Source organism: Peptoniphilus sp. GNH (assembly GCA_021307325.1).
GTDB lineage: Bacteria > Bacillota > Clostridia > Tissierellales > Peptoniphilaceae > KA00134.
The window spans coordinates 521,383-542,027 of sequence record CP089931.1; the positions used below are offsets into that span (position 1 = coordinate 521,383).

At 33.8% G+C, this 20,645-nt stretch carries 17 protein-coding genes; 2 read left to right on the forward strand and 15 right to left on the reverse strand.

Going from position 1 to position 20,645, the window contains the following annotated elements; genetic code table 11:
• Window positions 1–285: 285 nt before the first annotated feature.
• The 5 genes from LV469_02655 to LV469_02675 form a co-directional block, all read right to left on the reverse strand.
• Complete coding sequence (locus tag LV469_02655) at window positions 286–1,212, reverse strand: ABC transporter permease (GenBank protein ID UHR03207.1); 927 nt, start codon at window positions 1,210–1,212, stop codon at window positions 286–288.
• On the reverse strand, window positions 1,209–2,315 hold the full coding sequence (locus LV469_02660) for an ABC transporter permease (protein ID UHR03208.1): 1,107 nt from the start codon (window positions 2,313–2,315) through the stop codon (window positions 1,209–1,211). The genes LV469_02655 and LV469_02660 overlap by 4 nt, the downstream gene beginning before the upstream one ends.
• Window positions 2,302–3,801, reverse strand: a complete 1,500-nt coding sequence (locus LV469_02665; GenBank protein UHR03580.1) for an ABC transporter ATP-binding protein — start codon at window positions 3,799–3,801, stop codon at window positions 2,302–2,304. The genes LV469_02660 and LV469_02665 overlap by 14 nt, the downstream gene beginning before the upstream one ends.
• 179 nt (window positions 3,802–3,980) lie before the next feature.
• Window positions 3,981–5,111: a BMP family ABC transporter substrate-binding protein gene (locus LV469_02670; protein UHR03209.1), complete on the reverse strand. Its 1,131-nt coding sequence runs from the start codon at window positions 5,109–5,111 to the stop codon at window positions 3,981–3,983.
• Between the two features lie 198 nt (window positions 5,112–5,309).
• Complete coding sequence (locus LV469_02675; protein ID UHR03210.1) at window positions 5,310–6,332, reverse strand: hypothetical protein; 1,023 nt, start codon at window positions 6,330–6,332, stop codon at window positions 5,310–5,312.
• A 169-nt stretch (window positions 6,333–6,501) separates the two neighbouring features.
• On the opposite strand from LV469_02675, the gene LV469_02680 reads away from it, so the two are divergent.
• The gene (locus LV469_02680) at window positions 6,502–7,407 is read left to right on the forward strand and encodes a MoxR family ATPase (GenBank protein UHR03211.1); all 906 of its coding nucleotides are present in this window, start codon (window positions 6,502–6,504) and stop codon (window positions 7,405–7,407) included.
• 1 nt (window position 7,408) lies between these two features.
• A complete protein-coding gene (locus LV469_02685) occupies window positions 7,409–9,139 on the forward strand; it encodes a hypothetical protein (GenBank protein UHR03212.1) in 1,731 nt (576 codons plus the stop codon).
• Between the two features lie 93 nt (window positions 9,140–9,232).
• On the opposite strand, the gene LV469_02690 is transcribed toward LV469_02685, so the two are convergent.
• From LV469_02690 to LV469_02735, 10 genes are all read right to left on the reverse strand, one after another.
• Window positions 9,233–10,888 (reverse strand): carbon starvation protein A, encoded by a 1,656-nt coding sequence (locus LV469_02690; protein UHR03213.1) that lies wholly within the window; start codon window positions 10,886–10,888, stop codon window positions 9,233–9,235.
• Window positions 10,889–10,908: 20 nt separating this feature from the next.
• A complete protein-coding gene (locus tag LV469_02695; GenBank protein ID UHR03214.1) occupies window positions 10,909–11,409 on the reverse strand; it encodes a hypothetical protein in 501 nt (166 codons plus the stop codon).
• Window positions 11,410–11,642: 233 nt separating this feature from the next.
• Complete coding sequence (locus tag LV469_02700) at window positions 11,643–13,574, reverse strand: HAMP domain-containing histidine kinase (GenBank protein UHR03215.1); 1,932 nt, start codon at window positions 13,572–13,574, stop codon at window positions 11,643–11,645.
• A complete protein-coding gene (locus LV469_02705) occupies window positions 13,564–14,280 on the reverse strand; it encodes a response regulator transcription factor (protein ID UHR03216.1) in 717 nt (238 codons plus the stop codon). Before LV469_02705 ends, LV469_02700 begins: the two co-directional genes overlap by 11 nt.
• Window positions 14,281–14,457: 177 nt before the next feature.
• The gene (locus LV469_02710) at window positions 14,458–15,354 is read right to left on the reverse strand and encodes a dihydrodipicolinate synthase family protein (protein ID UHR03217.1); all 897 of its coding nucleotides are present in this window, start codon (window positions 15,352–15,354) and stop codon (window positions 14,458–14,460) included.
• A 76-nt stretch (window positions 15,355–15,430) separates the two neighbouring features.
• On the reverse strand, window positions 15,431–16,606 hold the full coding sequence (locus LV469_02715) for a UxaA family hydrolase (protein ID UHR03218.1): 1,176 nt from the start codon (window positions 16,604–16,606) through the stop codon (window positions 15,431–15,433).
• 5 nt (window positions 16,607–16,611) lie between these two features.
• Entirely contained in the window at window positions 16,612–16,905 is a 294-nt protein-coding gene (locus tag LV469_02720) for a UxaA family hydrolase (GenBank protein ID UHR03219.1), read from the reverse strand.
• 20 nt (window positions 16,906–16,925) lie between these two features.
• Window positions 16,926–17,915, reverse strand: coding sequence for a 2-keto-3-deoxygluconate permease (locus tag LV469_02725; GenBank protein ID UHR03220.1), 990 nt, complete (start codon window positions 17,913–17,915; stop codon window positions 16,926–16,928).
• Between the two features lie 254 nt (window positions 17,916–18,169).
• On the reverse strand, window positions 18,170–19,357 hold the full coding sequence (locus LV469_02730; GenBank protein ID UHR03221.1) for a CoA transferase: 1,188 nt from the start codon (window positions 19,355–19,357) through the stop codon (window positions 18,170–18,172).
• 16 nt (window positions 19,358–19,373) lie between these two features.
• Window positions 19,374–20,645: an SLC13 family permease gene (locus tag LV469_02735; protein UHR03222.1), complete on the reverse strand. Its 1,272-nt coding sequence runs from the start codon at window positions 20,643–20,645 to the stop codon at window positions 19,374–19,376.

Here is a 20,645-nt window from a genome sequence, read left to right on the forward strand (position 1 = left end):
TTATATCACCATTTATCAAAATAGCAAAATAAATTTATTTTTTGACTTAATATATTAATTATATTCATTAAATTTATTAACTAAAATATCTGCGTAATTCGTTTTTTCTCTAAAATTATTAATATATTTTCTATTTATCCTTTAATTAATTGTTTTAAATAGTTATAAAATTTATTTTTAAAGTTTTTTCGAATCAAAGAATTATTTTTTAAAAAGGATAAGACTTGTTGCAATAAAAAAAGGCTTAATTTAATAAGCCCTTTTAAAAAATAAATATCTATTATCCTACTTAGCCCTTTGATAAGGCTTGCCATCTGCTGACGGTGCCTTTGATCCTTTTACAAAGGCAATAAGAACGATTAATGTAATTGCATAAGGAATCATAGAAAGTAGATTTGCATCTATATTCATTCCTACAGATCCTAAGTACACGGAAAGTCCTTGAGCTGCTCCAAATAGCAGACATGCAAGCATAGCTCCCTGCGGTTTCCATCCTCCAAAAATTACTGCTGCCAAAGCTATAAATCCTTGGCCAGATATCAATGTTTCTCTAAATGATGAAACAATTGCAAGAGACATAGACGCTCCGCCTAGTCCAGCTAGAAATCCCGATGCCAGAACACAAATATATTTTATAAAATATACATTTATTCCCAAGGTTTCAGCAGCTTCTGGATGTTCTCCGACTGATCTTATTCTCAAGCCAAGTCTTGTCTTATAAAGTAAAAACCAAACCAATAGAACTAAGATGAAAACCAGATACACCGTAGGATATTGATTCAAAATTGATCCTACTACTGAGCCATCTGGAAATACATCTTTAAACATTATTTGCATTTTTGATTCAAAAGGTATCGGCTTAGACATAGCTGCTCCTTCAAAGAACAATCTACATAAAAGCAATGATAAACCTGGTCCTATCAAGTTCAAAGCTATACCAGATACAACATGATCTGCTTGAAATGAAACAGTCGCGATTGCATGGAGTAAAGACATGGCGCAACCTGCCAAGCCACCTGCTAAAAAAGCTATCCAAGGATTTCCTACATAAAATCCAACTATAGAAGCAGTAACTGCTCCAACAGACATCATACCTTCAAGGCCTATGTTTACAATTCCTGCATTTTCACTCAAAACGCCGCCTAAAGCTGTAAAAATTAAAGGTGTCGAATAAAGAAGAGTTATACTCAAAATTATAGCTATATTATTCATTTATTTTCCCCCTTAGCAGCTTTTTTTGAAAAAATTCCTTTTATTATATCCAAAAGATTTGGCATAGAAATTGAAAATACAATCAAGCCTATTACTACTTTTGTAATTTCCGAATAAGTTCCTGGAAGTGTAGTAAGCTTAGTTCCACCATAGTTAAGTCCGGCAAATAGAAGTCCTGCTGGTATACACAATATAGGATTATTGGCAGCAATAAGTGAAACTGCCATACCATTAAATCCATATCCCAATTGTCCTCCCATTTGAACCAAGCTCAAAGAAACTCCTTGCATCATACAAGCTCCAGCAAGTCCAGAAATTGCGCCAGATATTGTCATGGTAACAACTGTGGATTTTTTGATATCTATCCCACCATATTCTGCGGCGTACCTATTAAATCCAACCGCCTTTAGTCTATATCCTAAGGTTGTCTTGTTTAAAACAAACCAAATCAATATAGCAACAAGTATTGCAACTATAATCCCCCAATTAATTGGTGGATTCAAAAATCCCTTTAAAATTTTGTGATCTTTAAAAAATTCCAATCCTTCCTTGGATACCTTCCAGTGTTGTAAAACCATAGTCGATGCAGTGTCCCTTATAGGATAGGAAAAATCAGATGCTGGTTTTCTTATAGCTGGATATGACAAGAGGTGATTGCTGCCATAGAAGGCTATCCAGTTTAACATTATTGACGATATAACTTCGTTAACTGTAAACCTGGCCTTCATAATACCTACAAGACCTCCCCAAATAGCCCCAGCTAAGGTTCCTCCTATTAGGCAAACTACGGCATGCACAATTGGTGGAAGTTTTAAAAATATTCCAAGAAGACAAGATGCTATTGAGCCAACAATAAATTGTCCTTCTGCTCCAATATTAAAAAGTCCTGTTTGAAAAGCAAAGGCTACAGAAATGCCTGTCAAAATAATTGGCATAGCATTTACAAGTGTCCAACCTATATATTTAGGCTTGCCAATTGCCCCTAAAATAATAATTTTATAAGCTTCTACGGGATTAGTACCATTTATAATCAATATCAAAGATCCTACAAGTAATCCTATTATAATTGACACTAGGGTATAAAACAGTCTATTTTTCTTCATTTTTTCCCCCTGCCATCAACAATCCAATTTCCTTTTCATCGGTTTCATCAGCCTTCTTAATATCTAAAATCTTGCCTTCATAGATTACAGCTATTCTATCTGATAAGGCAAATATTTCATCAAGCTCAAAAGATATGAGAAGAACAGCCTTGCCTGCATCTCTTTGATTTACTAAAAACCTGTGCACATATTCTATTGCCCCTACATCCAAGCCTCTTGTCGGTTGAGCTGCTAGAAGAATGTCTGGATTTTGAGTAATTTCTCTCGCTATTATGACCTTTTGTTGATTGCCTCCTGAAAGAGAGCCAGCTGGATAAGACTCCTTTCTGGGTCTTATGTCAAATTTCTCCATCAATTCTTGAGCATTTTTAGATATGGAATTTTCATTCAAAATGCACCCCTTGGCAAAGGGCTCCTGATTGTAATTTTCTAGAATTAAATTTTGAGCAACAGAAAACTCTAAAACTAATCCTCTTTTTTGTCTATTTTCAGGAATGTTATATAAACCAGCTTCGTGTATTTCTTTAGGAGTCTTGTTTAACATTTCCTTTCCATGAATCTTTATAGAACCAGATTCAGCCTTGCAAAGTCCAGTAAGGGCTTCTATTAACTGGGACTGTCCATTGCCATCGACTCCGGCAATTCCTAAGATTTCTCCATTTTTTAAGTCCAAATTCAAGCCATTTACTATATTCAATTTTCTGGAATCCTTAACCACAAGATCCCTTATTTCCAATACAGTATCCATGGCCTCTCTTTTTTCCTTATTTACTGTGAGAGTTACCTTTCTTCCTACCATCATGTCTGCTAGATCATTTTCAGTTACCTTGTCCACATCAACTGTGTCTATTTTCTTTCCCCTTCTTATGATGGTGCATCGGTCAGCCATGGCTTTTATTTCTTTTAGCTTATGGGTTATTATTATGATTGTCTTTCCGACTTCTTTTAATGCTTTTAAAATATTTCCTAATTCCTCGATTTCCTGAGGAGTCAGTACAGCTGTAGGCTCATCAAAAATTAAGATATCTGCACCCCTAAACAGAGTTTTTAAAATCTCTACTCTCTGCTGCATACCCACAGTTATATCTTCGATTTTTTCATCAGGATTTATGTATAGTCCATACTTTTTTGATAGGGATGTCACATCTTCCCTAGCTTTTTTCATATCAAGCTTGAGCCCTTTTGTCGGCTCCATCCCGAGTATAATATTTTCCACAACCGTAAATGGATTTACGAGCATAAAGTGCTGATGCACCATACCTAATCCATACTTAATAGCATCATTAGCATCTCTAATTATAGCTTTCTCCCCATTGATATATATGTCCCCACTGGTTGGCAAATAAAGACCATAGAGAATATTCATAAGCGTAGATTTTCCAGCTCCATTTTCACCAAGTAGAGCGTGAATCTCGCCCTTTTTTACCATGAGATCAATATTATCATTTGCAGTGAAGTCACCAAATTTTTTGGTGATATTTTTCATTTCAACAGAATAAATGTTATTTTCAACTTCAGGCAAAGCAATCTCCTCCTATAATTAAATATTATACTATAAGCTTTTGCAATTTTGGAATTTTTTATTTCTTTTTGGCTAAAGATATAAAATGAAAATAAAAAAAGAAGGATTAATCTTTTCGATTAACCCTTCTTGATTCCATTTACTTATTTTAAACCTGCTTGGAATTGATTGAAAGTTTCTTCACTGTCAGGAACAACTATTTCTCCGTCAATGATTTTCTTTTCTATTTCTTTAGTTTTTTCAAGAACTTCAGGTTTTACATTCTTATCACTTGTAGGAGCGATACCTACAGCGCCTTCATCTTTAAGACCATATACGTTAGTCTTTCCACCTTCAAAGTTGTCTTTTTCAACAATATCTTTGATTAGGTTATAAACTACAACATTTGCATTCTTCATAGCTGAAGTCAATACATTATCAGGTGCCAAAGAGTTTTGATCTCTATCAACACCGATAGCCCACTTGCCTTGTTCTTGAGCAGCGTTTATAACACCGTCTCCTGCTCCACCAGCTGCATGATAAACTATATCTGCACCGTTTTGGAACATTGTGTTTGCTATTGACTTACCTTTTTGAGCTTCTGAGAAGTTTCCTACATATTGAACGCTACATTCAACTGGAGTTCCTTTTTCGTGTGCTGCATAAGCAACACCTGCTCTATAACCATAGTCAAAAGCACTGATTAGTGGAGATTCTTGTCCACCAACAAAACCTACTTTGTTAGTTTCAGTTGTAAGCCCTGCTATATAACCAACTAAGAATGATGGTTCGTTAGCCTTAAACATAAGTCCCAAAATGTTGTTTGGAGCTGTAAGAGGCTTTCCGTCTTTAACCATAGCGGTTGGGTCAACGTCTACAACTGCAACCTTGATTTCAGGGTTGTTTTGAGCAAATGCGAATACATCGTCTGCCATCTTAAATCCTGCAGCGATTACTACATCAGGATTTTGATCTGCTATTGTTTCAAGGTTTTGAGCGTATTCATCAGCAGTCTTTGATTCTACGAATGTAGTAGTTACACCAAAATCAGCTTCTGCTTTTTTGATACCTTCCCAAACTCCTTGGTTGAAAGATTGGTCATTGATACCGCCTTCGTCAGTAACAAATCCTATCTTTAACTCCGACTTTGCTGCTTCACCTTTTTGTTCTTGGCCAGCTGCCTTTTCATTAGCTTTTTCATTCTTCTTGTTGCCACCATCTTTTGGTCCACCGCAACCAACAAGTAGCAAAGCTCCTGCTAAAATAATAGCAGTCAGTGATGTTTTCTTTTTCATGTTTACCTCCTTATTTCATTTTCATTATATAATAGCAGAATTGAAAATACAATTACTAGAAATTCAATTATAAGTTTTTTATAAATTTTAAAAATTTATCACAATTTAATTCTTTAAATTTTATATGTATACAAGAAATTTTATGTTTTTTTAAAATCTTGCTAAAAGAAAAAACCGTTCTTTCGAACGGTTTTATTTTTAATAGATGGCTCTTGGAATTATTACGATAATAAGCAGTACTACATAAAAAGCGATTGTGAAAATCAAAGCTTGCTTAAAATCTTTTTTCTTGATAATCATTTTATCCCTATCCATAAGCTTGCAAGCCAAGGCTGCTATATATGCCAAAATTGGTGCAATTATCAAAATACCTGCCATGCTTGCTCCCAAGCCTAGCACCCTATAAAATCCTAGTATAATCAAATAAAATAGGACAACATATATTTTTGACACGTTCTTGCGATTTAGCCAAATATGTGACAAGGTTGCAAGAACAGCTGCAAAAAATACTATATGAGCCAAAGTATTTTGCAACTTTATTCTATTTACCAATGACCTATTTGCGACTTCAATGGTGTTTACGTAATAGCCATTTTGTTGAAAAGTTTGTTTGTCAGGGCTTATATCCCCCATTTGATCGACATATTTTTCAACTCTAGCATTGGTCACAAATACGCTATTGTAAGCTATTATGCCCTTGTTCTTGTAAAACAAATTTCTTGGAAGTGCGTATAAGGTGAATCGATAGCTTTCTTCTTGTGCTGTCAGAGGAATTTTAACAACTGACACAGGTTGAAAATTATAGTTAGGAATTTTCTTATAAAAATCTTTGTATTTTAATTTTTCTGAAAAGAGTACTTGATTTATCTTTTCATAGTCTCCTTTTAGCTTTGTAATTGAAAGAACAGGTCTTGTTGCTCCATTTAAGAAAAGCTCTCTTTGTGGTGTGCCTAAAATTCTTAAAATTGAATCTTGACCCTTATAGTTAAAGGATATATCCATTTTTATAAGATCAGTGTTGCCGTTATTTTCAATGGATCTGCTTATACTCAACCCTTCAATTTCTGACGGATCTTTGAACTGTAAACCAGAAAATTCAGGTTCAACATTGTATTTGTCAGGCCACAATATATTCGTTCTAAATTGTCTTGTAAATGTCGAAACAAAAAGCAGCAAAAGAAATATGGCAAATATTATAATGTTTTTAACTTTTTTATTCATACTGTCCTCCATCTATTTTCTAAATATATGATATCACTAATTTGGCGAAAAATACACTCTTATTTGCTCTTGTGGCATTTAAAGTAAAAGGATTTATTATTTGGCTTCGATTAAATAAGTATTTAACTTATTACTTTTATCTGATAGAATGTCTTTAGAGGTGGATTTAATGAAAACTCTTTATAATTTGACGCTTGACCCTTTATGTGAAAATGCTCTTGACAATTTTTTAAAAGAGAATGAGAAAGATTGCTATCTAAATTCTGATTCAGAGCTTACTTTTTTAGGAGATGATATTTGGCAAGAGGCTATTTCTGCTATTCTAGCAGGTAAAAACCTTCTTTTAGTAGGTGAAAAATCAACTGGTAAAAATGTTTTAGCTTTAAATTTAGCAAAACTTTTTCAAAGGCCTGTGTATAATGTATCGATAAATATAAACACAGACTCCGAATCCTTGTTAGGATGCGACTCTTTTAAAAATAGTCAGGTCTTTTTTAGACCAGGCCCTGTCAGCCTAGCTGCTCAAAAAGGCGGATTTCTTATTTTAGATGAAATAAATATGGCAAAAAATGAAGCCCTTTCAGTCTTGCACGCAAGTCTTGACCATAGAAGGAAAATAGACATACCAGGATATGACAGTATAAAAATCCATCCAGCTTGTAGATTTATAGCTACAATGAATGAAGATTACGCTGGCACAAGACCTCTTAACGAGGCTCTTTTGTCTAGATTTGTAGTTATTCGCCTACCTATAATAAGCAGAGAAAATCTCATTGAACTTATAACTTCACGCCACAAAAATATGATGGCAGGTTTTTTGGAAGAAATTGCAAATATATTTTCTGATATTTTAACAAAATATCAAGCTGGAGAAATTTCATCCAATGCCCTAGATATACGAGGATTGCTCTATTCTCTTGATATGATTGAAGTTGGTCTTAATCCTTTTGACGCTCTAAAACTTGGGCTTATAAATAAATCTTTCGACCACTTTGAGAGGACTCTTTTAGAAGATCTTATAAAAGTTAGAATTTCTTCAAAGATGAGTTTTTCGGATGTTCTAAAGGCTAAATAAAATGGAAAAAATTCTGACTCGCTTAGATCGGCGCATTTATAATCAAGTCTGGAATGGTTCAAATGATTACTCATTTCTTCCTGAGTACACTGCCAAAGACTTTGAGGGTAATTTCGATATTTATTCTAACCTCATAATAGGACTTTCCTATAAATATTATGGTCCACATTTTATAAAAAATCTTTTTTATAATTGGCAAGGCAGATTTCAAGAGTATAGGTATGATACTCTGGCTTGGATAATGCTAGAAAATTTGGTTTATCAAAAAGAACTTCCGAAAAGGCCATTAATTGCCAAACTTAGATTGATAAATGCAGAAGATTTTTTCAAAAAAAATTTTGAGTACAAAAGACGCAAGCTCTATCTAAGAGATCCACAATCCTATGCCCTTTTAGAAGCCTATAAAAAAGAATGTCTTGGTCAAATACCGTCATTTTTAGATAAAAAAGAAGCACTAACTTATGCACTTTTAAAATTTCCCATTGATATAAGTTCCTCAGAAATTGAGGAAAGATTTCTTTCAATAATTAGAGAATATTTTGGATTTAGAGATGGGCATTCTAAAACTTTGCTAATACTTGACAGATTTCTGCATAAAATAAAGTTAGCTCTTCCTCAAATAAGTATATTGAACAATTTTACAAGCTTGCCCGGCATCGAAAAAGTAAAATCTCCTGCACATTCAGATAAGAGAAAATCATCCTACATCTTTTTCCCTAATATTAGAGAACGTAAGCTAGAGGCTTATATAGAATCAATTTATGGCAAGTCGTCAATTTCAGAAAGAGAAGAAAATTATATAAATTCAAAAGTTTGCACAGGAATCCACAAATATTTTAAAATTCGCTTGACAAATGGTCCCGAATATTCCGATACAAATAATAAAAAAAGCCTTCTTATGGCTCAAAATCAAAGAGCATATCAAAGACAAAATAATGTAAGTTATTTTCTTGAGCACAAGTCACAAGCCCTTTTAATAGCCAAAAAACTTTCACGATCCTTAGATGCTTTTTTCGAAAGAGAAAGACTATCTACATACGAAAAATCAAGTCGAGGCCGATTAAACTCTAAAAAAATATGGAAGAGCGAAGTAAAAATTTCAAAAAGAGTTTTCGAGCTAAAAGAAGAAGGTCCAAGTCCCAATCTGACAGTAAATATTTTGCTGGATTCCTCAGCCTCCAGAGTGGCATCTTCAGAAATTATAAGCCTACAAGCTTATATACTAGCCCTTGCCCTTAGGAAGTCTCAAGTCAAATTTAATATATTCTCTTACTCATCCTATGCCAATTATGAAATTTTGACAAAATTAAAAAATTCAGAAGATGATAATTTAGAAAATATATTCTCTTATTTTCCAAGTGGTTGGAATAGAGATGGGCTAATTTATAGAGCCTTTAAAGAAATTTTCTCAGAAAAAATTTTCGAAAAACAGCTCTTAATTATATTTACTGATGCAAAACCCAGAGATATGCAAGCCATGGCAAAGCAAAAAGGAGAGTTATTTAAAAAAGACTACGAAGCGCAAGCAGCTATAAACGATACTGCAAAAGCAATTTATGAACTTAGAAAAAGCGGTTTTCATGTAGCTTGTATTTTTTCATCTGCAGATGAAGACCTCCCTTCATGCAAAAAAATTTTTGGTCAAAATTTCATCAGATTGAAAAGCTTAAACGACTTTGCTCAAGTAGGCATTTCATTTATCGAACGCCAAATCAAAATTATAAGTAAGTAAATTCACTGTAAAATATATATTTTAGCTTAATCTTAACTTAGATTATTGCATTAAAAAAGGACCGGTCTTCCGGTCCTTTAATTTTTATACATGTCAGTGTCTTATTGGTCCATCTTGATGTCTTGTAAGAGTCTTGAATCCTAAAACTGCAAGTACAAGAGCAAGGATAAATAGAACGATAGGAAGTACAGTCATTATATAGTTTCCTGCACCGCCATCAGCCATGGCTTTGATGTAGTAGTTCTTTGTTTCAATTACAAGTGCTGAAAGAGTTGCACAGAACATGAAGATCATAGGTATAACTATCATGCTGTAATTCTTTCCTGTGCACTTTAACCAAGTTGCAACACCTAGCAAAGCAAGAGCTGCAAGAAGTTGGTTTGCAGAACCGAATATAGGCCAAATCAAAGCGTATCCCTTAATAGCAAGAGCTGAACCGATTACAACAGTAATAGTTGTAGATACCCACATATTAGTAAGGATAGATTGTTGTCCTTCTCCATTGTTCTTTTCGAAGAATTCTTGGAAAATAAATCTTGCAAGTCTAGTAGCTGTGTCTAGTGATGTAAGAGCGAAAGCTGAAATTGCAAGAGTTACAAAATTTACACCTGCATTAACAGGAATACCAAACTTATTCATAAAGTCAGCAACACCTTGAGCAAATAGAACTGTAGGTCCACCGCCCTTAGTCATGATTTCTGCATACTTGTCTTGAGTCAAATAAGCTGCTGTTATAAGAGCAACTACTGCAAGAGCACATTCTATTAACATACCACCATAACCGATTAGTCTTGCATCTTTTTCTTTATCAATTTGCTTAGAAGTTGTTCCTGAACCTACTAGAGAGTGGAAACCTGAAATAGCACCACAAGCAACTGTGATAAATAGAGTTGGGAACAAATACTTAACTGATCCATTTGCTGCTACAAGCTTAAATCCTGAGAAAGTAGTGAACTTAATTTCAGGTCTTGCTATAACAACACCTACAAAAGATCCTGCCATCATTGCATATAGCAAGAAAGAGTTCAAGTAGTCTCTTGGTTGAAGTAGAATCCAAACTGGTGCAGTAGAAGCAACGAAAATATAAATTGCTAATATAACTGTCCAAGTTGTTGCTGAAAGTTGCACAGGGATTAGACTTCCTAAATAAATACTTGCAAATAGAACTATAACACCGATAACAGTTGCGATGCCAAGGTTTACGCCTCTTCTGTATACAAAATATCCAAAGATAATAGCTTCAATCATAAATAAGATAGATGCAGAAGCTGCTGCTGGAGCCTTAGCAAATGTTGAAGCTACTATTGATGTAAATGCAGCTACAACCAAGATTAGAGTAAGCCAAGCAAAAGCTGAGAAAAGAACTTTACCTGTGTTACCCATATAATCAGCTACGATAGTTCCTATAGATTTACCATCATGTTTGATAGATGCAGTAAGTGAACCGAAGTCGTGTACACCACCGAAGAATATACCACCTATTACAATCCATAGAAGAACTGGAACCCATCCAAATGTTGCAGCGATGATAGGTCCATTGATTGGGCCTGCGCCGGCAATAGATGCGAAATGGTGGCCAAGCAAAACGCCAGGTTTTGTAGGCACAAAGTCTACACCGTCTTCTTTAGTGTGAGCGGGTGTAGGAGTTTCTCCATCAAGTCCCCAAGCATTTGATAAAAAACGTCCGTATGTTTGGTAGGCAATAAAAAATAATACAATCGCCCCAACAATCATTAATAATGCTAACATATTATTCCTCCTTGTTCAGGCTATAGAGATATTATAAAATTCTTGGAATCCTCCTTCCCCCTCTTGTTGTAATAGCCATTTTCGATATTATTTATATCTAACAGATTCAAAGCGATATTGACCCATCCCTTAAATCCAAAAGAAAAAGACTTATAAAACTTATACTTTCGAATATAATTGATGACGTCTTGAGGAATCTCTCCCTCTGTAATTATCAGTCCCCTAACAAGAGTGGACATATGTGAATCTGTTGGAATAACTTGTTCTTTTACAAAATCTTCCAAAGACTTTGTAAATTTTTTTATAGTATCTAAGTCTACCGACTCAATATGTTTAACAAGGATATGTTGATAGGTTTCATAATCCCATACAACAGCCTTCTTTACTGCTATGTAGTGCTCATTTCTTTCAAAGTAAGTTGCCAACATATCATAGTTTATACCATTAAATGTAAAATTTCTTTTTGTGTCAAAATAAGCAGAGAACCTATCCTCAAGCTTATTTAAATAATTATCTATCATAAAATTTTCCCCTTGTTTTTATATGTTTATTATATACATAAAATATTATTTAAGTCAACGTTTTCATCATTCATGCAAATAAATACATTTTGAAATATATTTTTGAAAAGTTTTTAAATATTTTACTCATTTGAAATATTTTCTCCTAAGCTTATCCATATGCGAAAAATTAAAAAGGACCCATCATTTCTACAGATGAGTCCTTATATCTTATTTAATTTATTTAATTTATTTTATTTAATTTTAAATTTAATAATCGACTTAAACAAGTCGCCATCAATATAAATATCAAACTCTCCGCCTTGAATTTCTGACAGAGATTTTGCAATTGAAAGTCCCAAGCCAGATCCTTCCGTATTCCTTGAACAATCCCCTCTTGCGAAGCGCTTGATTAGCTCTTCAGAAGAAACATTTAGGGCAAACTTAGAAATATTTTTTACTTCTAATACTGCAAATCCATCCTTCTCGTAAATTCCAGTGTAGACACGAGTGTTTTCCAATCCATATTTATATATGTTTGAGAAAATATTTTCTAATATTCTAAAAGTTTTTGTACCGTCAAGTTGCAAAATCACAGAATTCAAACCATAATCTGTGATTAGGTCAAACCCTTTTTGTGAAAATTTATCTTCCCACTCGCCAAGAGCTTGTTTTGTAAGCTCGACCAAATCTAGTTCTTCCAAATGAAGATCCACATTTCTAGTGTTTATCTTTGATGCTTCAAAAAGATCATCAATCAACTTTTTAAGTTTCATAGATTTTTTAAATACAATCTGCGTATATTCATCTCTATCCTTATCATTTAATCCACCTTTTATTAAAAGATCTGAATAATTTAAAATAGAGGTCAAGGGAGTCTTTAAATCATGGCTCACATTTGTAATAAGCTCAGATTTCAGTCTTTCACTTTTTATCGCATCTTTTACAGCCAAATCAAGATTTCCAGAGATTGAATTTAAATTATTAGCCATTCTTTTGAACCTTTTGCTTTCAATCTTTTCGGAATAATCACCCGAGCCAACCTTCTCACTAAAATTTACCAACTCATTGAACTCTTTTGCATAACCTACAAGGGCAAAATAAACAGCGACCAAAAATATTGTCCAAATAAAAAATATGAAATAAAAATATTCCATCTTCACAACCTCAATAGATGCCAAAAATCCTAAAAATTCAAGTCCACAAAGAGCAAGAATCAAATATTTTTTATTTGTCCTTGAAATATCAAAACTAAAAAGTTTAACTAGCAGACTGCCTCTAAGTGGATAGGCTTGTTTTCCCTCCAAAATAAGACTCTTTATAAATCCGCACAAATAATATGAAGCAAGATTCATAGTAAAAGACATGAAGAAATAAGCTACAAACAAAATCCATAAAATTTTTGTATATGAATAAAATAAGGTCTCCACAAGCCCGGCCACCATAAGCCATACAAAAATTAAAAAAATCACTAGCTCAATGGGAATCTTGTAAAAGTTTTTATAAAATTTAGAATTTCTTAATCGATCATAATTTTCAAATATGGCAAAAAATCCACTTATGATAAAGCACACAAACAGGCTTATTATCATATTCTCCATAGTTGGTAAAAATACAGTCAAATTTTTAAGACACGAAGCATAAGTTGCACTATCCCTATCAATTGCGAAACAAAAATTTATAGACTCAATTTTACCGTCATCGTCATTTAGTTCCCAGTGCATAACATCTTTTACAATCTGTTTTAGGGCACTATCAACAGGAGAATCTTGTTTTGCCTCATCTGTGAATTTCAATCTTCCATTTCTATAAAATCCCTTTAAAAAATATTGATTTCCATTCAAGTTTAAGTCTTGAGGATTAAAACTTTGTCCCAAGCTTAAATTGCTCAAATATCTAACAGAATATTTTGAATTATCTTCAGAGTTTTCAGACGATTTAATCCTGTCCTTTTTATAACTTCTTATAGCATAAGAAAAGAACTTATCATCTACATTCGAATACTCATTGTCATACAAGGAGTTTGAAATACAAGAATACAAAAGTTTGCCAACCCCATACAAGTCCCTCTTATTGCGAGAAAAAACACTTTTCCCACTTGCCCCTAAAAAATAAGAACAGGCAGCTCCCAAAGCAGTTATGAAAATCAAAATCCAAATACTATAAACCTTCCTATTATTTTCCATAACCTATCTCCTCCTTACTTGCAAACTTATATCCAAGCCCCCATACAACTTTTAAATATTTGGGTAGCTTAGGATTTACCTCTATCTTTTCTCTAATTCTTCTAATGTGAACAGTAACAGTCTTAGCATCAATGACAGGCTCATTCCAAACCCTCTCATAAATCTCATCACTTGAAAAAACCCTACCAGGACTTGACATCAAAAGCTCTAAAATTTTGTATTCAAGACCGGTTAGCTCTGCATTAATATCATCCACATAAACAGCCTTTTCTGTCTTAGAAAGTCTTATAGAACCAATCACAATTTCATCATCAGAAAATTTGCCAGGTCTGTAATTATAAAACCTCCTAATAGACGATCTGACCCTTGCAAGCAACTCCAAGGGATTAAACGGTTTAGTGATATAATCATCAGCCCCGATATTTAAACCCATGACCTTGTCATAGTCTTCCGCCTTAGCAGAAAGAATAATAAGAGGAACAAAAGAATACTTGCGAATCTCAAAAATCGCCTCCTCGCCAGAGACAATTGGCATCATCAAATCCATAATAACCAGATCTACATCATTTGACGAAAAAAGCTCCAGAGCCTCCTTGCCATTTCTCGCTAGGATAGTAGAATATCCGTCCTGTTTTAAATATATATCTATAGACCTTAAAATAGACTCATCATCTTCACAAACTAAAATCTTGTAAACATTATCCATAACAACCTCCATGTATATCCTAGCAAAATAAAATTAAAATCATTCAAAGCATTTATTAAAAATTTATTAAAATGCACAAAAAAAGTTTATAGCATATTATAGAAACATAATACACTATAAACTTTAAACTATGAATTAATTCAATTGTTTTATATATACAATTTCAAAAAAACAAAATTACATCGCCTTATATTCTTTTATAATTCCATCCATCAGTGATATCGCTGAATCTACAACAGCTCTATCAATTTGATTGTATGGGAAAATAGCTCTCGTATCTATATCCAGTCCTCTATGCTTCATAAGTTCTTTGAATAGCAAAGAAAAATTAGAATCAAGAGCATATAGAGGCATCAACCTATGAATTAAATTAGACAGCTTTAAAACTCGTTGCATTTCATTATTCTTAGTAGCCTTTATAAGATCAGACCAAATTTCTGGAACTATATTCGCCAAAGCACCTATGCAACCAGCGCCACCAGTCGACAAATTGTATAAAAATTGATCATCAAATCCTGAGAATAAATAAAATTCATGTCCTTCTGCTCCTCTTGCAATTTGATTAGTGTGGAGAGGATCAAGTACAGAGTCTTTTAATCCCTTTATATTAGAATTTTCTTCCAATAATCTTTTGATTGTTTCTTCAGACATTGAATGTCCACTTCTAGCTGGGAAATTATATATATAAAGATCGCCTTTTATATTTTTAGCTATCTTGTCATAAAATACAAATATCTTTTCTTGATCCATTGCATAGTAATATGGACCAATAAGCATAGCGCCCTTATATCCCAAATCAGCACATTCATCAGATAACTTAATTATATTTCTGTAGTCAGGATCAGAAGTGCCGGCATACAATTCAACACGTCCATCAACATACTCAGAATAGAATCTAAAAAAGTCACTCTTAGTCTTATAATCCATATGAGTAAATTCGCCTGTACTACCAAGCACTAAAATTCCATCAACACCATTATTTATCAAATGATCTATTACCTTCTTATTTCCTTCATAATCAGGTGTTTCATCCTCTTTGAAAATTGTCACAACGGGTACTATTATCTTGCACATATCTTAAAACTCCTTTTTAAAAAACTTATGCGCCTCATAATGAGGCGCTAGTATCAATCATCCTAATCTTCAACAATTATACGAAGTTTGCTCCTCTTTGAATGGCGATTTCATTATATCCTAATGTTTCAGCTTTAGTAAGCTTTCCATTGCAAAAATCAACCATTTCGTCAAAACATTCTTCAGCTAATTCAGCCATAGTTTTTTCACCATAAATAGTCGGACTTGCATCCCAGTCAAGATTATCTTTCATGGTTTCAGCAGTTTCCCTATTTCCAGTAACCTTTATAACAGGAGCTATAGGATTTCCTGTTGGAGTTCCTCTACCTGTAGAGAATACAACTATTTGGCATCCGCCTGCTATCATTCCTGCTACAGATGATGGGTCGTTTCCTGGTGTGTCCATTATTACAAGACCTTCTCCAGCTTTCATTTGCTTAGAGTAATCATAAACTTCATTTACAGCGGTAGTACCACCCTTGTGAATACATCCTAAAGATTTTTCTTCTAGTGTAGTAAGTCCTCCAGCTTTATTACCTGGGGATGGGTTTCCATCTCTTACTTCGTGGCCTGTATTCATCTTTATATGATCTTCGAATCTATGAACTATATCGTAGATTCTCCTTCTTACTTCTTCATTCTTTGCTCTTCTAGCAAGAATATGCTCTGCACCTATAAACTCAGTAGTTTCACTTAAAACAGTTGTTCCACCTTGTTCAACCATCATGTCTGAAAGATTGCCTATCAATACATTAGATGCAAGACCAGATGTTGGGTCACTACCGCCACATTCTGTTCCCATTATAATTTCAGACATCGGAAACTCTTCTCTTCTAAGCATAGAAGCATCAGCAGCCATCTTCTTTGCATATCTAGTTGCCGCTTCTATAGCCTTTAGAGTGCCCCCTTCTTCCTGAATTATTACAGACTCAATAGGTTTATTAGTTCTCTTTTCAATTTCTTTTTTTACAATTTGTAGTTGAGCATTTTCACAACCCAAAGAAACTAAAACAGTTCCGTAAATATTTGGATTTGCAGCAAATCCAGCAAGTGTATCTAGAGTATATTGGAAGTCATCTCCTACTTGAGAGCATCCTAGTTGCATATTAAATGTAACCGCTTCTTTTACTTGACTTGCAATTATCCTAGTTGTATCAGAAGCACAAACGCTACAAGGCAGAATCAATACATGATTTCTAATCCCTACTCTTCCATCACTTCTTTTATAACCCCAAAATGTTCTTTTATTCATATTAATCACTCCATTGCCTCTAAATCTTCTCTTCTGCTTTCGCAGTTGTGCTCATGAACGTGTTCCCCTTGCTTGATATCTCTATTCGCAAAACCTATATGTTCCCCATATTTTACAATTGGTTCTCCTTCTTTGATATCTCTTCTTGCTATCTTATGATAAATTGTAACATCATCAAGCGCCTTAAATTTAACATCCTTACCACTTAAATCTCTGTAGCTAACATCAGATCCTTTGTTGATTTTTTCGATTGCTACCACTACATTATCACTTTCTGTGATTATCGTTGCATTATACATATTTACCCCCTCTGTATTATTTACGCCTTAGCCTTCCAATCTTTCTTGCTAAAATCTTGTCCCGGTAGTGGGTACTTAGGACAACCATACTTCTTTGCCCACCAAGCAGTCATGATAGGTATCAATATAGCTGTCAATACAGTAGACGCAGCAACTTGCGTTGTAGCAGCTGCAACATAAGGTGCCCAAGCACTATCAATAGTAGCAACTACCGCTGGTACAGCAATAGCATTGCCCGCTGTAGAAGAAACTGCCCATCCTGCATATCCAGGTCTTTTATTTAAAATTCTGTCAAAAAATACTACAAAAGGTCCTGAAATAAACACAGTTATAAGACCCAAAAGAATTCCAGGTGCTCCTCCACCGATGATTCCTTTTATATTTATACCCGCACCAAGTGTTATACCTACAAATGGAAGTAGTAGACCAACTCCAGGCTCTAAGAATTTACTCATTTTATTATCTAAATTTCCTATAAGCATACCAAAAGCAATAGGAATTATAACCGCTATCAAAGAAGAAACTGGAATAGTAGCCAATCCACTTGCCCCTAATGTTATAAGTGTTAAAAATGGTCCATCATTTATAGCCAAAAAGCTCATCGCAGTTTGGTCTATCTCGTCGCCATATTCAACATTAAGTGCCAAATACATAGAGCCGTTTGAATTAGTTATAGCACTTATAACAGCCAAAGTAGTTAATCCCAGGAATCCTCCCATTCCAAATACTTTTCCTATTACAACACCAATAACAGCTCCTATCGCATACTTAGATAAAAGAAGCACTCCACCTCTTCTAGCTACTTGTGCTAATTCCTTAACTCTTAATTGAGCACCCATGCAAACTAACTGAACCCCCATTATTGCAGTAGCCCCTGCACTTGTAAAAATTGCAGTTGTAAAAGAGCCTATTTGCAATAAGTCTGGAAAAAATGTGTTAATAATTGCCGATAAAAACATTGGTACTATCATCATTCCAGCTGGAACCTTGTTTAAAAACTTATGTATCATATTTACCCCCTATTTTCAATTTCGCATTTGCGTTTTTAAACTTATTTACGAACAAATATATTTTAAATCCTTTATTATATTTTGTCAACGTTTTCTTTAAAAATTTTTATTTAATATTTTTTAATGGGCAAATCCTCTAAATTTAGAGAACGTATTATATTTAATTTAATAAAAATAGAGAGTGCTATCATTGCGAAATGGCACTCTCTATTTTTATTAAATCTCAATATCTTATTTACTTACCTTTTTGAATATTAAATTACGCCTTCTTTTGATAGCTCATCCAAATCACTTTCAGAGTAATCAAGGACATCCATTAAAATATTTTTATTGAAATAGCCTAACGGTTTTCCTGCCCAATTTATTTTACCCGGTGTTCCCAACATTTTTGGCACAACATTTTGCATCTTTATTTTTCCAAAATCATCAGTATCTACTTCAATTATATCATTTCTTAATTGGAATTGTGGGTCTTTCATAATGTCTGATACATCATAAATTGGGGTTGCTGGTATTTCATCTCCTAATATACTTATAGCTTCATCCAAAGTTTTATTTGCTGCCCATTCTGCAAATATACCATTAATTTCATCTCTGTGTGCAGTTCTATCTGGACCTGTTTTGTATTTTTCTAAATTAACTAACTCAGGTTTACCAATCTTATTCATGCATTCTGAAAACAATTTGTCACCAGTTATAGATATAGCTAAATATTTATTATCTTTTGTCAAAAAATGACCTGCTGGAGTTGTAACCATTGTAGCATTACCTATCCTATTCCTAATTGTTCCATCGTAACTATATTCAGCAATTATAGATTCTTGTAGCCTCAGTACCGACTCTGTTAAGGCACAATCAATCATTTGTCCTTCCCCGCTATTATTTACGTCTCGATCATATATCGCGAACATTACTGCCATACAGCTAAACATGGCTGTGTAAAAATCTGCAACAGATATTCCTGGTTTTACAGGAGCTGAATCAGGGTATCCTGTTACATGTAGAAACCCTCCTAATGCCAATCCCATTCTATCAAATCCTGGTCTATGTGCATATGGACCAGTTCTTCCATATCCAGATGCCGTTGTGTAAATTAATCGTCTATTTTTTTGATGAATTTTTTCCCATGTAAATCCAAGTTTTTCAAATACTCCAGGCCTAAAATTTTCTATTAACACATCCGCCTTTTCTATAAGCTTCCATAAAATTTCTTTACCTTTTTCAGACTTTAAATTCAATGTTATATTATGCTTATTTCTTCCTTCAACTGCATACCATAAATTTTTTATTCTTCCCATATTACGCATTAAATCACCAGTTTTTGGATTCTCAACCTTTATTACAGTAGCTCCAAAATCTGCTAACATTGATCCGCACCAAGGTCCTGCAATAATATTCCCAACTTCTAAAACTTTCAATCCTTCTAGTGCTTGTCTGCTCATAAGTACCTCCTACATCTTATAAACTAAAAACCAAAGGATAGATCAGTATAGTAATAATTAAAGATCCTATCATTAAAATACTTCCTATCTTAGTGTAATCTAAAAATCTGTATCCAGCTTGCAATGTCATTGTTACAGGTGGTGTCGCAACTGGCGTTAAAAACGCAAGATTTAATCCCCATACAATTGCCATTATTACAGGTTTTGCTGGAAGATTTAATACTTGACACATTGATATTGCAATAGGACATATCATAGCGGAAGAAGCTGTAGACGACATAATATTACTCAAAATCACAGATATTATTGTAAATATAATTAACAGTTTATATAAACTTACATCAGCACCTAACATTGATATAATTCTATTTGCTATCAACTCTCCCGCGCCACTTTCTGATAACCCAGCAGCAAAGCCAAAAGAACCAGCTAAAATCCAGATTGTATTCCAATCTATTCTTTCAAATACTGCCTTTAATGAAATACATCCTGTTACTATGCAAAAAATCCCAGCTACCATAGCAACTGTACCAACTGTCCATATCTCAGATATAAATCCTACTATCATTAAAATCATAATGACAACTGATAAAATCATCTTAATATTAGTTGTGCTTTTGTTTGTATTTTCATTGTTTGAATCTATTCTTCTCTCTATTTCTTCAAAATTAAATATTTTATTTTGTAGTCTTACTCCTATTGTTATATAAAATATAACCATAAATATAAGTCTAGGTATGCTCCCCAAAGTTAAATCAAAAAATTTCATTCCTTCGATTCCAGACTCAATAAGCATTCCTTGTCCTACCACATTCGGAGTAGAGCCTACCAAAGTCATGCCGCCACCTACATTTGCCGCAAATCCGATTGCCATATATAAATTCTTTTTTTTGATTTTACCCTTTGAAACCTTAGAAACAGCTGCAACAACTGGCAACATCATTGCGACAACTGCTGTATTGCTTAGCAATGCCGATAAAATTGCTGTTAGCAAAATACATGCAACAATAAATTTTTTCTCATCGTAGCCAACAATTTTTATTATTGACCTTCCTATTTTATCTGCTGCTCCAGTTTCAAAAACAGCTTCTCCTATAATCATAGATCCTATGACCATAAGAGTAACATCATTTGAGAATCCAGAAAAAGCAACTTTAAAAGGAATAACTTTAAATATTCCCATCAAAATAGCAGAGCTTAAGGCTGTAATCGCTAAAGGTATTTTGCCCCATACGAAAGATACTATCGTAAAAAATAATATAATAATGGCTATAGTTGATGTATTCAA

What these genes read in the sequence shown, in the direction of transcription:
- LV469_02655 (UHR03207.1), bottom strand. Translation starts at nt 1,212, where the DNA reads ATGAATAATATAGCTATAATTTTGAGTATAACTCTTCTTTATTCGACA.
- LV469_02660 (UHR03208.1), bottom strand. Translation starts at nt 2,315, where the DNA reads ATGAAGAAAAATAGACTGTTTTATACCCTAGTGTCAATTATAATAGGA.
- LV469_02665 (UHR03580.1), bottom strand. Translation starts at nt 3,801, where the DNA reads ATGAAAAATATCACCAAAAAATTTGGTGACTTCACTGCAAATGATAAT.
- LV469_02670 (UHR03209.1), bottom strand. Translation starts at nt 5,111, where the DNA reads ATGAAAAAGAAAACATCACTGACTGCTATTATTTTAGCAGGAGCTTTG.
- LV469_02675 (UHR03210.1), bottom strand. Translation starts at nt 6,332, where the DNA reads ATGAATAAAAAAGTTAAAAACATTATAATATTTGCCATATTTCTTTTG.
- LV469_02680 (UHR03211.1), top strand. Translation starts at nt 6,502, where the DNA reads ATGAAAACTCTTTATAATTTGACGCTTGACCCTTTATGTGAAAATGCT.
- LV469_02685 (UHR03212.1), top strand. Translation starts at nt 7,409, where the DNA reads ATGGAAAAAATTCTGACTCGCTTAGATCGGCGCATTTATAATCAAGTC.
- LV469_02690 (UHR03213.1), bottom strand. Translation starts at nt 10,888, where the DNA reads ATGTTAGCATTATTAATGATTGTTGGGGCGATTGTATTATTTTTTATT.
- LV469_02695 (UHR03214.1), bottom strand. Translation starts at nt 11,409, where the DNA reads ATGATAGATAATTATTTAAATAAGCTTGAGGATAGGTTCTCTGCTTAT.
- LV469_02700 (UHR03215.1), bottom strand. Translation starts at nt 13,574, where the DNA reads ATGGAAAATAATAGGAAGGTTTATAGTATTTGGATTTTGATTTTCATA.
- LV469_02705 (UHR03216.1), bottom strand. Translation starts at nt 14,280, where the DNA reads ATGGATAATGTTTACAAGATTTTAGTTTGTGAAGATGATGAGTCTATT.
- LV469_02710 (UHR03217.1), bottom strand. Translation starts at nt 15,354, where the DNA reads ATGTGCAAGATAATAGTACCCGTTGTGACAATTTTCAAAGAGGATGAA.
- LV469_02715 (UHR03218.1), bottom strand. Translation starts at nt 16,606, where the DNA reads ATGAATAAAAGAACATTTTGGGGTTATAAAAGAAGTGATGGAAGAGTA.
- LV469_02720 (UHR03219.1), bottom strand. Translation starts at nt 16,905, where the DNA reads ATGTATAATGCAACGATAATCACAGAAAGTGATAATGTAGTGGTAGCA.
- LV469_02725 (UHR03220.1), bottom strand. Translation starts at nt 17,915, where the DNA reads ATGATACATAAGTTTTTAAACAAGGTTCCAGCTGGAATGATGATAGTA.
- LV469_02730 (UHR03221.1), bottom strand. Translation starts at nt 19,357, where the DNA reads ATGAGCAGACAAGCACTAGAAGGATTGAAAGTTTTAGAAGTTGGGAAT.